Source organism: Mycobacterium sp. (genome assembly GCF_002863225.1).
Taxonomy (GTDB): Bacteria; Actinomycetota; Actinomycetes; order Mycobacteriales; family Mycobacteriaceae; genus Mycobacterium.
Genome location: NZ_PKEK01000020.1, coordinates 1 through 12,592, shown reverse-complemented (window position 1 = coordinate 12,592; position 12,592 = coordinate 1). Strand labels below are relative to the sequence as shown.

The following is a 12,592-nucleotide window of genomic DNA, read 5'->3' as shown; positions in this document are numbered from 1 at the left end:
GGGGTACCGAAAATAGTTGGCGGGCAGGCCTGTTCGGGGATGGCTTGTCGGTGTCGGGCGGTAGAATCAAACGTGTTGAGCAGGTCATTCGGACCGGCTCCCGGTTCCCTGGAAGGGGAGTGTTGTTGTGACTGCTGTTGTGGAGAATTCGGTTGACGTGGGGTCGCGAACAGTGGGTGAGGCGTTGGGTAGCGGGGTGCAGCCCGGGGCAGTGTTGTGTGTCGAGGTCTCGGGCAGGACTGAGGCGGGTTGGTTGGTCATCGACAGCGCTGGCGTCCATGGCAGTGAGGATCGCCAGTGCGCTGTGGTCGGCGTCGCGAACGGCGCGGTGCTGGCGGTAGGGCCGGTTTCGCAGGTGCGTGTGATGGGTGAACCCATCTTGACCGCTGATTCGATGCCAGCATGGGCGCCCGTGGTGGCCAGTGGTGCGTGGGTCGCTGCGGGCCTTCGCAGTGAGCGCGACCAGCTGCGCGTCCAGCGGGACCAGGCGCGCGAGGCGATCGCGGCCAGTGAGGTGCGCCTCGAGCGCATCGTCGATGCCGCGCACGAGTACGCCGACGAGAACTCTCTCTGCGAGGTCTTCGACCGGTTCATGATCTCGCAAAATCTGCGGCCCCGGAGCCGTGACTGGATGTGTGAGGTTGATGTCACTGTGCGAGTGCGCATTCTGGCCTCCGCGCACAGCTCGGACGCCGCCGCGTCCACCATCACTGAGGAGATGGCCATCGCCGCCGTGGGGCAGTTGCGGCCGGACCTGTTGGCCGATGCGGTCCGCGACTTCGATGTCGTCGACGTCGAGGAGGACTGACAGCCACCGCTGCGAGCGGGTTAGCCGGTCATCTGGCCGGCTAACCCGCTCCCCACCCGGCACCGGGTCGGGGTGGGGCTGAATCCGTTTGGTGGGGAGCCGGATTGGCCGGGTGGCGTTTTTGTCGGTGGGGGTCGGTAGTGTTTGTGGTGTAGGGCAAGCCAGTTGGGCAGGCCTCCGAATCCCGAAGGGGAAGCACGAATGACTACAGCCAGCATTGAACGGGCAGCGGTTGTCGACGGCCAGGGCGAGGTCGACTGGCGGGCGTTGCTCGATCAGGCGATGACTTTGCCGGGTCGTATGGGGGACACCTATTGCCGGTTCTATCAGTATTCGTTGCAGAATCAGATTCTGTTGTGGTCGCAGGGTGTTTCGGAGCCGTGCGCGCCGTTCAGTGTGTGGAAGGACCTGGGCCGTATTCCGGTCAAAGGTGGTGGGCGTGCTGTGCTGCATCCGTGGAAGATCCGCAAGACCGATAAGGAGACCGGCGAAAAGGTCGTCGTGATGATGCGCTTCAAGTTGAGGCGCTCGACTTTTCCGTATTCGAATACCGTTGGGCCGGAGGTGGAGTGGCCGGAGCTGCCTGAGTGGGATCAGCACCGCGCGCTTGCCGAACTCGGCATCACGCGGGTGCCGTTCTCGATGATCAGCGGCAACACCCAGGGCTACTCGCTGGGGCGTGAGATCGCGGTGAGCCCGGTCGCCAAGTACCCGCTCAAGACCCTGTTTCACGAGCTCGGGCATGTGATGCTCGGGCACACAACAGAATGCCCTGAGGGGGAGAGCCCGTGCAGTCGCGGCAAGGCTGAGTTCCAAGCCGAATCGGTCGCACACCTTTTGGCGCACGAACTCGAGCTGGAGCAGTGGGACCCGACCGAGTCGCGCGCCTACATCCAAAACTGGCTTGCCGGTGAAGAGGTAACCGACCGGGACATTCGGGCGGTGTTCACCGCGGCCGACAAGATCCTGCGCGCCGGACGACTCGGCAACGCCGAGACCGACGCCCATGCGATCGCGAGCTAGACACGCGGACCGCGCAGCGCGCGCCGAAGGCCCGCCCAACCCTTCGGCCGCGGCGCCGCGGCTCGCGCCCCGTGGCCCGCCGGCAATTCCCCCGCTGCCGGCGGGCCACCCCTCCCGGCACCGGGGCGGGTGGGGGAATCAAACACGTTGAGGTGCTGACGGTTTGGTGCGGGTCTTGTCGGTGCCGTGGGCTAGATTGATCTCCGTTGGGCACGCCGTTGGGGCGGGCCTGGGAATCCCGGAAAGGGGATCGGTGTTATGTCAGCGCTGAATTCGCGTACTCAGGATCTATCGGGTGGCTCGGCCGCGGCGAGGCTGGGCCGGCAGGTCGTCGAGGCAGCGCGGGTGATGGCCGAGTTGGGCGGTAGCAGCCCTGATCTCCGGCAGCAGGAGGTCCTGCGGGCGTTTCCGGGGTGGGGCGCGGTTGCGAAGATGTTTGATCCGCAGCCTGCCGGAGTGTGGGCCGAGCTGGCCGACGAGCTCGACGAGATCGACCCTGAAGCGGTGGCCGCGGCGGCCCGGATCGTCGACACCTCGTTTTTTACCCCGCCTGCCCTGGTCGATCGGATCTGGGGTGTGCTGCGGTCGGCCGGCTTCTCGGGTGGTTCGGTCCTCGACCTCGGGTGCGGTGCTGGCGCGTTCCTGCAGCATGCGCCGGCGGATCTGTCGCTCGCGTTGACCGGTGTGGACGCCGACCCGTTTGCAGCGCAGATTGCGCGGGCCCTGCATCCGGGCGCCACCATCATTGCCGGCGAGCTGCAGAAGATCTCGCTGCCCCGCAACAAGTTTGATGCCGCCGTGGGCAATGTCCCGTTCTCTGCGGCACGAGTGCATGACAGTGCCAGCGGCTTCTACGGTCCACTGCACGAGTACTTCGTGCACCGTGCGGTGAGCGCGGTACGCCCGGGCGGCTACGTGGTAGTGGTGACCTCACGTCACGCGATGGACGCCACACGGGGGCTTTCCCACGCGATCACCGAGCACGCCGACCTGATCGCAGCGGTGCGGCTGCCCTCGGGCTACTTCGCCCAGTCCGGCACCAGCGTGGTCGCCGACGTCCTTGTGTTGCGGGTACGCGACTACGACGAGGAGCCCCGCCGGTGGTCTGGTGCCGGAGAGGGCGGGCAGTCGGCAATCTCTGACGTCGTCGATGGCCGGCCGTGCAGCGAGTGGGTGAGCAGCTATTGGACGCTGCACCCCGAACTGGTGGCCGGCGAGATGCGCCTGACCGGATTCGATCGGCTGCCGTTGGCCGTGCACGCCGACGATCCAGCCGCCGATCTCACCGCGGCGTTCGCCGCGGTGGCACCGCTGCTGGTCCCCTACACGTCGGAGAACGCGTTGCCGGCCGATCTGATGGACGTTCGGCTGACCGACGATCAGGGGCGCAAAGAGGGCTCCCTGCACGTCGTCGACGGCCAGGTGGTCTGTGTCGTCGGTGGGGAACTATCGGTGCTGGCGCGCCCAAGCGCTGAGCTGCGGGCGTTGATCGAGTTGCGCGATGCCGCGGTCGCGCTGCTGGACGCCGAAGCGGACTGGGACCGCCCCGATCACGCCGTCGAGCCGCTGCGGGTGGCCTGTCGTGAGGCCTACACCGGGTACGTGGCCCGCTTCGGTGCACTGAACCGAGGGACGATCACCGAGGGTAAACCGGACTCGGATACGGGACTGCCGCGGCTGGGTTGGCGAGTTCCCACGCTCGGGGGTTTCCGCAAAGACCCATACGCGCCAGTCATTTTCGCGCTCGAAAGCTTCGACCAGGACAGCGGGCAGGCCGCGCCGGCGCCGATCCTGCGACGCCGGGTCAACAAGCGACCCGAGCCCGCCACCCGCGCCGGCACTCCTGGTGAGGCGTTGGTGATCAGTCTGGGTGAGGGTCGTGGTCTGGATCTGGGTCGCATCGCCGATCTGCTCGGACTGGCCGATGCCGAGCAGGCGTTCGCCGCGCTCGGGGACCTGGTCTACCGCGACCCCCAGACCTCGCGGGCGGTCATCGCTCGCGACTACCTGTCCGGTGACGTCCGGGTCAAGCTGCGCGCAGCGCTGGAGGCCGCGGCGCGCGATGCCCGCTTCGAGCGCAACGTGACCGCACTCGAGGCGGTGCAGCCGCCGTGGCTGGGACGCGGAGAGATCCGCATCGAACTGGGCTCGCCGTTCGTCACCGCCGGCGACGTCGCCGACTTCTGCGACGAGGTATTCGGTCTGCGCGCCCGGGTCAACCACATTGCGCCGTTGGCGGCCTGGGAAGTTGAAGGATCTCGGGCGCGAATGTCAGCTGAGGCGCAGATCGCATACTGCACAGCGGAAATGGATGCCTTCGCGTTGCTGCAGTACGGCTTGAACGGGGCCGCGCCGGTGGTGTGGGATGAGGTCTGGGACCCGATCGCTCACCGGAGCCGGCGGGTGCGCAACGCTGATGCGACGGAGGCGGCCGAACAGAAGCTCGCCGCGATCCAAGAGCGATTCTCGCTGTGGATCTGGGAACACCCCGACCGGGAGCGGCGCATCGTCGAGCAGTACAACCACACGATGAACGCCCGGGTCTTGCGCCGACACGACGGGTCGCATCTGACCTTCCCGGGTCTGGCGGCCGGCATCGACTTGTGGTCGTGGCAACGTGACTTCGTCGACCGCGCGGTGTCGACCCCCGCGGTGTTCTGCGCACATGAAGTCGGGCTTGGAAAGACGCTCACCGCAATCGCTTTGGCGATGACTGCGCGGCAATTCGGGCTGGCGAACCGGCCCGGATTGATTGTGCCCTGCCACCTCATCGAGCAGGCGACCCGGCAGTGCTACCAGGCGTGGCCGGCGGGCCGGTTCCTGATCGTGACCCGCGCCGATCTGCACGGAGATGCCCGGCGGCGGTTCATCGCGCGGGCGGCCACCGGTGACTGGGATCTGGTGATCATGACGCACGAAACATTCTCATCGCTGCCGGTGCCGCCCAGCGTGGAGCAGGCGTGGCTGGAAGACCAGCTGTCCGAGCTGGAAAGCTACTCGCGCGCAGCAGGATTCACCGGTAAGCGGATCGCTGCGGCGGTGCGGTCGCTGCAGGGGCGTATCGAGCGGCTGCGGTCCTCGATCAACGATCCCAACGCCATCACGTTCAAAACCCTTGGGCTGGACTATTTGATCGTCGACGAGGCCGATCGGTTCCGCCGGCTACCAGTGACCACGCGCGCGGACGGTTTCAGCCTGGGGTCCTCGAAACGGGCGTTGGATCTGTTTCTGAAGATCTCAATGTTGCGGCGCGCCAACCCGGATCGACCGCATGTCTGCCTGATGACCGGAACACCGTTCACCAACACCCTGGCCGAGGGCTATGTGTGGCAAAACATGCTGGCGCCAGAACAATTGGAGCGCACCGGCCTGAGTCATTTCGACGCCTGGGCGGCGCAGTTCGTGCGCTACGAGGTGCTGATCGAAACCAGCCCCGACGGGTCCGGATTCCGCTCACGGCGCCGCCCCGCCGTGATCCAGAACGTGCCCGAGATGCGCACAATGCTTTCCGAGTTCATGTCGATGGTGCGCGCTGACACTGTGGGATTGTCCCGACCCACAGCCCAGTACCACACAATCCTCACCGAGCCGACCGACGCCCAACGCGCCTACATGGAAACGCTGGTCAAACGTGCCGATGATCTGCGGGCCCGCCGGGTGCAGCCTGACGCTGACAACATGTTGTTGATCTGTGGAGACGGCCGAAAAGTCGCGTTAGACCCCAACCTGGTCGGACTCATCGAGGACGCCCCCAAACTCGGCGGTGCCGCCGACCTCATCGCCAAGATCTATCACCGCACCACCGATCTGCAGTACAGCGACTCCAGCACGCCGGGAGCTTTTCAACTGGTGTTGTGCGATCAAGGGACACCGAAAAAAGACGACGCCGGCAGCTATGGCCGCATCCGGTCCGGACTGATCGAACGCGGAATACCAGCGGACAGAATCAGATTCGTCCACGAGGCCACCACACCCAAGGCCAGGGAAGCGCTATTCGCCGGCTGCCGCGATGGGTCGATCTCGGTCCTGATCGGCTCGACACCCAAGGTGGGCATCGGCACCAATCTGCAGAAACGCCTGCACTCGATACACCAGGTCGACCCCAAATGGACCCCGGCGGCCTGGGAACAGGGCAATGGCCGCGGACTGCGTCACGGCAACGAACACCCGGTCGTCGACATCTACTCCCACGTAGCCCGCGGCACCTTCGATGCGTTCATGTTCGGCACCATTGAACGCAAATCGCGGGCCTTCGAACAGCTTTACCGGGTAGACGGCCAAGCCAGGGAGATCGAAGACCTCGGCGATGGAACCCTGACGTTCGGCGAACTCAAAGCCGCTGCCGCCGGCAACGATCTGCTGTTGCGTCAACACGAGCTGATGACGCGGGTACGCAAGCTGAAACTAGCCCATCTGACCGTGCAGCAAAACGTCCGGACGCTGCTGCACCAGGCCGAGCTGGCCGACAACAACGCCGCCGCCGCCGGCGCGCGCCACGATCGGCTGCAGGACTTCGCCCAGCACAGCCGCGCCGACCTGGCGAACGTGGATCTATCGGCCGTCGCCGAAGACGCCTGCCCGACCCCTCAGGGCGGGCACGGCAGCCCCGGATCGCGCTATCACGCCGGCTGGAGCGCCCCGCGGGTGTCGATCCGCATCGACGACACCGACCCGGGCCGCCAGCTGGCCCTGCGGTTCGACTACTGCACCCTGTGGGCCGAGCCGCTGCCCGGCAAGATCCGGCGCCGCGGACCCGCTGCGGTGCAGGCCTGGGCGGAGGCGATGGTGACGGCCTGGGTGGCCGGTGTTGATCAGGAGATCGCCCAGACCAGCGTTCGCGCCCAGGATGCGCAGCGGCGCGCGCAGGACGCCCGGCGGGCTGCGGCCGGCGCCGATATCGCCGAGCCGGCCGAATTGATCGCTGCTCGCGCCGAGCTCACCGAGGTCGACAAGGCGATCAGCGCCGCAGTGGCTGCCGATGGCCGGACAGCGCAGGCCGCATAGGGCGCATCTCTGTAGGTGTGATCAACGGCACACGTCGCTGACCCTGTAAGAGGCGTGAGTTCTCACGGGAAGAGGTGATCGGCCTATCACCTCTGAAGCGGCGCAGGCTTGATCGACCCGAGTGGTCGCGTCGCGCTGTCCTGAAAGGGGACGCCCGATGAACACACCCAAGTGGATCGGCATCACGATCGCGGTGGTGGCCGGCGAAGCGTTGTTGCTGGCCGGCTACGTCGTGCATGAAACCGGCAGCACCGAAGGACTGGTGATGATCGGCCGGCTTGTGGCCGCGATCATCAACGGCTTCGTCTGCTGACGCTCGCCACCTCCGGCGGCCGGCGCCCGGCCAAACCGTGGCCCGGCCGCCGGAGCCCCACAACCCCCTCCCCACCCGGCACCGGGGCGGGGAGGGGGTGCACCGGTGCGCGGTGTTCGGTTGGTGCCGTGGGGTTTTGGCTGCATAGAGTGTTGTCGGTGGGTGCCGGTAGTGTCGGTGTTGTTGGGCAAGCCATTCGGGCGGGCCTGGGATTCCCGGGAAGGGGATATGTTGTGGCTGTTGGGGTTTCGCCGGTGGCGTTGAGAATCGGCATGGATGGTGTGGTGACGCGGGTGCCGTTCGTCACCGATCTCCAGGGCGGTGCTGGCGCGATGTTTCGCGAGCAGATCGGCTGCTCGCTTTTCGATTGCGTGTCGCTGAGCGCGCGTCTGGACATGTGGGTCGATGACGAGGCGATCATGAACGTCGATGTCCGCGATTCGACGGCGTTGCGTGAGCACCTGAATGTGGTTGCTACGTTGCTCACCAACGTGTTTGGTGTCGCGCGCCCGGTGTTCGGTGCGGTGGTGATCACCGCATTAGCGGGGGAGAGCGCCGCGCCGCTCGACGGCGACCAGCTCGCGCTGCTGGAGCGGTTGAGCGGGTTGTGCAACGAGGTGCGGGCCCGCCGGATGGTCCGGAGCTGAGCGCCATGCTGAACCTGAAATTCAAGGTGGAGAACGCCTACAGCGACGGGCACACCTCCGAGCAGGTCCACGAGGTCGACCTGGGTCAGTTCCGCGGGGATGAGGCGCTGTGGGATGAGCTCTGGGAGTACACCGGCGACGGACACGGTGACGGCCGCGACCTGTGCGCGATCTACACCGTGACGATCCTGGAATCGCCCCAGTTCCCGCCGCTGGTCGGCCTGAGCAATGAGTGGGGCTGACATGAGCACACCAACCTTGGCGGCCGCGGCCGCCTCGAGTGGGCAGCTGTGCACCCTTACCGTCGTGCACGGTAGCGACCGCCTCGACAAAGGCGAGATGCCCGGGGTGAGTGTCTACGCATCGCCACAGACCGCGCTGGCCGCGGTGCTCGACGACTTTGCCCCGGAGCTTGCCGCGTACGCCGACGAGCACGGCGGGGAGGCGCCGACCGACGAAGCGGGTGCTGCTAAGGCGCTGCGCGACGTCGGGATTTACGTCGAGATCCTGGCCCAGGAGGTGATGTCATGAGCACACCGGCACCGCCTCCGGGCGTCGTCGCCGCGGTGGCCGCGCTGCGGGCCGGGTTCGCCGATCTGCACGTCATGTACGACTGCGACGACGAGTGTCCGAGCGACTGTGACCTCAGCGACTACAGCGAGTCGGCCTACCGCAGCCACGACGAGCACAACGCCGACGTCCGCGAGGACATCGAGGAGCGGGCCAGCGGCCTCGTCGATGCCCTCGAGGAATGGCTGGGCCCCGACGCGCTGGGTGGGTCAGGTCCCAACGCTGCCGCCAACAATCAGCCGCCGACGCCGCGGCCGGTCGAGGTCGATACCGGCATCAGCGAGATCGACGGCGCCCACATCGTGCAGATTGACACCGCCGACAATCCCGGCCGGATCAGGGTGTTCATCAACGACGGCACCGTCTATGACGGCTACCCCGAGACTGATTGGCCACCCGGGTCGCACTACCGCGAACGCCCCGAGTGTGAGAAACGCCGGCCAGCCCGGGTCAACGATGAAGACCGAGGCCCGCGCTGCGATGAATGCCACGCGGCCACCGACGTCCTGCTGAGTGTCGAGCATGAGCCGTCCTGCTCGCTGCACCCGGACAACCTCGCCAACTAAACCGGTGCCGCTGGGCTGGCCCGCATGCCCACGCTGCGGGCCAGCCGCCATTTCATCCCCTCCCTACCCGGCACCGGGGCGGGGTAGGGAGGGGCCAAAAATATTGCTGCAGATGCTGTTTGGCACCGATGTTGTCGGTGGCGATCGGTAGAATCGTCGGTGTAGGGCAAGCCAGTTCGGGCAGGCCCGCGACTCCCTGGGAAGGGGAAATCTGATGAAGATTGCTGCGCCGACTTCAACTTTGGTGGGTACTGCTGCGGCGTTGCCGACGATCACGAGCCGGGTGGACCCCGAGGGTGCGCGCCGGATGATGGAAATGCTGGTCAATCTGTATGCCGACCGCCGCCTGGCGGTGGTGCGCGAGTACGTGTCCAACGCTGTCGATGCCACCCGCGCAGCGGGGCGCGTGGAGCCGGTGGCGGTGACCACTCCCACGATGATCGAGCCCAGCCTCGTCGTGACCGATCAGGGCACGGGCATGTCGCTGGAGGAGGTGGAGGCGACGTTTCTGGCGTTCGCGGCCTCGAGCAAGCGCGACAGCAACGACCTGATCGGAGGTCTGGGTGTCGGCGCGAAATCGGCTTGGGCACTTGCGGAGTCGTTTCTGGTGGACACCGTGAAGGCCGGTCGGCGCACGATGGTGCGGGCCGCCCGCAATCTGGAGCACCAGGTGCTGTTGGCCGGTGAGCCCAGCGAGCTACCCGATGGCACAACGATTTGCGTGCCCGTTGAGGTCGCCGGCCATGTTGAGGCGTGGGTGCGTGCGGTGCTCGAGGTCGCTGGCGCCCATGACTCTGGCGTGGTTCTGGTGGACGGTGAGCCGGTGCCCAGCCTGTCTGGCGGCGCATCGTGGATCGGGCCGGTGTCGTGCCGCCGCCTGGACCGCCCCGACCGCAGCGCGGTGATGATTCGCAGCGGTGGGACGCTGTTCTCGTCGGTCACCGAGGTCACCCGGCGCGTGCTGGAGGGCACCGGCGGTCTGACGGCGTGCGTGCTCGAGCTGCCGATTGGGTCGTTCGACCACACCCCCAGCCGGGAGTCGATCATCGCCACCGACCGCACCCTGGCCGCCGTGGACACCGCGCTGCAACAGTATCAAGCAGCCTATGAAGCTCTGGCGCAGCATATTTCGCAGCTTGCCGCCTCCGATGTCGCCGCCGCCGTGGCGTTACGCAGCGACAGCTTGGGCGGCGTCGGCAACGCCAAGATGCTTCCCGTCCCCTTCCGGGTCAGCGTGCCCGCCGGGGCTGGAGCGTGGAGCATGTGCAGCTACAGCCATCGGTCGCGCTGGGATCGGGTATCGACCGCGCAGGGCGACTCGTTCGATGCGATCAATGCCCCCGCCGCGCTCAAAGAAACGCTGGTGGTCACCGACGTCCCGGCAGGGCGGGTGCTGTCGCGGTTCGCCAAGTTCCTCGACGAGCAACACCCGAGCGTGCGGCGCGTGATCGCAGTGCCCCAGGGCCAAACGACGCTGCCGCTGAACGTGTTGCAAGGCACCACACCCACTGAGCAGGTATTCGAGGTCGGTGCCGACACCAACGGCATCGCCGCGCACTACACGTTCACGAAGTGGAGTGCTGCGCTGGCGGCCCGCCGCGCCACACGCGGGCCGGTGTCGGGCTATGCGTGCGTGGTCATCGAGCGCGACGGCCAGCAAGTCCGACACGAGGTCTTGAGTGGCCCGGAGATCGCCGCGCTGGGCCTGCCCGTCATCTACGTGTCGGAAGCGCGGCCCTACCAGCCCACGTGCAACGGATGGCCGGCCTCAGTCACCGTGCATCTGGGAAAGCGCAAAACCGAGCCGCTGCTGGCCGCAGTGCCCTCGGCGATGACCCGCAGCGCCTGGGCAGAAAAGCGGTTCGCCGCCGAGATCGCGGGGTGGTCGCCAGACGAGCTGTTGGCTGCGGCCTACACACACCCGCGCTGGGATGCGACCAGAGCCGAATTTACCGTCGGCGCAACGGCCCTGGCGACGATCACCGAGGCCGACCCTCAGCACGCGCTGCTGAGACGGATCGCGGCACTGCTGCACGCCGCCGAGAACGCGACGACAGCCCAGCGGGCGACGTTGCGCGAGATGAGCGGCTGCCCGACCGCGCAGGCGCAGTTCGACAAGATCGGCGCACTGCGCAGCGAATTGCGGCGGGCCTACCCGCTGCTGATCCATATGAGGAGCTGGGACACCACCAAAACCGCCGCCAATTTCGTCGCATACGTGGCCCACACACCCCCTCAGACAGCCGACGACGACCAGACCGCCTGAGCCGTTCCCCAACCATCGTCAAACTGACACCACCAGAACAGGATTCACATCATGCACGCACTCATTGACCACCAGTCAATCATCGTCACCGAAGGGGCAGCCAGTGTGCTCATCGGCGCTGCCGACCCAACCTACGAGCCGGTACGCCGCTACCTGATCGACGACCAGGGCGACGACATCGCCGTCGTTCGTGAACTGGTCGCCACCTACCGGCAGACAGTCAAAGCCGCCGCCGCTGACGCGGTGTCGGTCGTAGACGGCGACAGCACAGAGGCCGAGCGGTACCGGATCAAGCACGGCGACCCCGTCGAAGAGGTCGTACTGGCCGCCGCGATCCGATTGACGAGCAGCACCGCCGATCTCGCGCCACTGGGAGCGTTCCTGCGCCGCCTCGAGCGCAACCCCTCCCCGGCATCCCGGTCACAGCTGTTCGGCTGGCTCAAGGCCGGCGGATTCACGCTCACCACCGACGGGCACATCGTCGGCTACAAGTCGGTACGCGCCGACGGGTTCTCCGCTCACGCGGGCCGTGAGCCCGTCAACGTGCGCGCCCAGGACGGCACCTCACAGACCATCACCGGCCACGTGCCCTACCCGGTGGGAGCGACGGTCTCAATGGACCGCGACCTGGTCGATGACAACCGCAACTCAGCCTGCTCGGTCGGGCTGCATGTCGGCACGTTCGGTTACGCCGAACGCTTCAGCGAGCAGATGCTCGTGGTGTTGGTCGATCCTGCTGATGTGGTGTCGGTGCCCACCCATGCCGATGCCGAAAAGATGCGGGTGTGCCGGTTGTATGTGGCGGCCCGCCACGATGGCGAGCAGATCGCTGACGCGGTGATCGATCACGTTCGGACCCTGCCGGACTTTGACGCTGGCTGTGACTACGCCAGGCGGGTGGAAAACAGCGTGGCCGCGTTCGGTGTGGCCGCCGGCCTCGACGTTCCCGCAGACCTCGACGACGACCAGGACGACGAGACCGACGACGATCCCGACGAGGCCGGCGGTGTCGGCTATTGGGGGTTCTGACGGAAGCCCTGAGATGGTGGGCTCGAGCTGCCCCGCAGGATCACCTGCGGGGCAGCATCACCCCTGGTGGCGGCGCGTCAGCGCCGCGAATGATCCGATAAACAAATCCATTGCAGCGCAGCGGTATTCGTAAACATCGTGTAGGATAGGGGAATGATGTTGAACGGCAACGAGATACGCGCCAACCGCGAAAGCGGTTGCAGCGCAACCCCTAACCGCAGGGAAGCGGGCCAACGTCATTCCACAGCACCGCGTCAGCGGTGCCAATCCCGAAACATCAACCACCGCAATAGATCCCAAGACAACCGCGAAAGCGGTTGGCGCCCAGTCTGACTCGCGGACGGGCTTGCCCGGCCGGCAGGGGGA

10 protein-coding genes are annotated in these 12,592 nt (G+C 66.6%); all 10 read left to right on the top strand.

Features of this window, described 5'->3' with window-relative positions; translation table 11 throughout:
• Positions 1–127 precede the first annotated feature (127 nt).
• The 10 genes from CYU59_RS04405 (at position 128) to CYU59_RS04360 (ending at position 12,226) form a co-directional block, all read left to right on the top strand.
• Positions 128–808, top strand: coding sequence for a hypothetical protein (locus tag CYU59_RS04405; RefSeq protein ID WP_292976297.1), 681 nt, complete (start codon positions 128–130; stop codon positions 806–808).
• 201 nt (positions 809–1,009) lie between these two features.
• Entirely contained in the window at positions 1,010–1,831 is an 822-nt protein-coding gene (locus CYU59_RS04400) for a hypothetical protein (RefSeq protein WP_292976295.1), read from the top strand.
• A 258-nt stretch (positions 1,832–2,089) separates the two neighbouring features.
• Positions 2,090–6,835 (top strand): methyltransferase domain-containing protein, encoded by a 4,746-nt coding sequence (locus CYU59_RS04395; protein WP_292976293.1) that lies wholly within the window; start codon positions 2,090–2,092, stop codon positions 6,833–6,835.
• Positions 6,836–6,992: 157 nt separating this feature from the next.
• Positions 6,993–7,148 (top strand): hypothetical protein, encoded by a 156-nt coding sequence (locus CYU59_RS04390; RefSeq protein WP_292976291.1) that lies wholly within the window; start codon positions 6,993–6,995, stop codon positions 7,146–7,148.
• 284 nt (positions 7,149–7,432) lie between these two features.
• Entirely contained in the window at positions 7,433–7,795 is a 363-nt protein-coding gene (locus tag CYU59_RS04385; RefSeq protein ID WP_292976289.1) for a hypothetical protein, read from the top strand.
• Positions 7,796–7,800: 5 nt separating this feature from the next.
• Positions 7,801–8,037, top strand: a complete 237-nt coding sequence (locus CYU59_RS04380; RefSeq protein WP_292976287.1) for a hypothetical protein — start codon at positions 7,801–7,803, stop codon at positions 8,035–8,037.
• 1 nt (position 8,038) lies between these two features.
• The gene (locus CYU59_RS04375) at positions 8,039–8,326 is read left to right on the top strand and encodes a hypothetical protein (protein ID WP_292976285.1); all 288 of its coding nucleotides are present in this window, start codon (positions 8,039–8,041) and stop codon (positions 8,324–8,326) included.
• Positions 8,323–8,931, top strand: coding sequence for a hypothetical protein (locus tag CYU59_RS04370; RefSeq protein ID WP_292976283.1), 609 nt, complete (start codon positions 8,323–8,325; stop codon positions 8,929–8,931). Before CYU59_RS04375 ends, CYU59_RS04370 begins: the two co-directional genes overlap by 4 nt.
• Positions 8,932–9,145: 214 nt before the next feature.
• Positions 9,146–11,197: an ATP-binding protein gene (locus CYU59_RS04365; protein ID WP_292976281.1), complete on the top strand. Its 2,052-nt coding sequence runs from the start codon at positions 9,146–9,148 to the stop codon at positions 11,195–11,197.
• A gap of 51 nt (positions 11,198–11,248) precedes the next feature.
• Positions 11,249–12,226: a hypothetical protein gene (locus CYU59_RS04360; RefSeq protein WP_292976279.1), complete on the top strand. Its 978-nt coding sequence runs from the start codon at positions 11,249–11,251 to the stop codon at positions 12,224–12,226.
• Positions 12,227–12,592 lie beyond the last annotated feature (366 nt).

Coding starts and splice junctions, on each gene's coding strand:
- CYU59_RS04400 (WP_292976295.1), top strand. CDS start 1,010: ATGACTACAGCCAGCATTGAACGGGCAGCGGTTGTCGACGGCCAGGGC.
- CYU59_RS04395 (WP_292976293.1), top strand. CDS start 2,090: ATGTCAGCGCTGAATTCGCGTACTCAGGATCTATCGGGTGGCTCGGCC.
- CYU59_RS04390 (WP_292976291.1), top strand. CDS start 6,993: ATGAACACACCCAAGTGGATCGGCATCACGATCGCGGTGGTGGCCGGC.
- CYU59_RS04380 (WP_292976287.1), top strand. CDS start 7,801: ATGCTGAACCTGAAATTCAAGGTGGAGAACGCCTACAGCGACGGGCAC.
- CYU59_RS04375 (WP_292976285.1), top strand. CDS start 8,039: ATGAGCACACCAACCTTGGCGGCCGCGGCCGCCTCGAGTGGGCAGCTG.
- CYU59_RS04370 (WP_292976283.1), top strand. CDS start 8,323: ATGAGCACACCGGCACCGCCTCCGGGCGTCGTCGCCGCGGTGGCCGCG.
- CYU59_RS04365 (WP_292976281.1), top strand. CDS start 9,146: ATGAAGATTGCTGCGCCGACTTCAACTTTGGTGGGTACTGCTGCGGCG.
- CYU59_RS04360 (WP_292976279.1), top strand. CDS start 11,249: ATGCACGCACTCATTGACCACCAGTCAATCATCGTCACCGAAGGGGCA.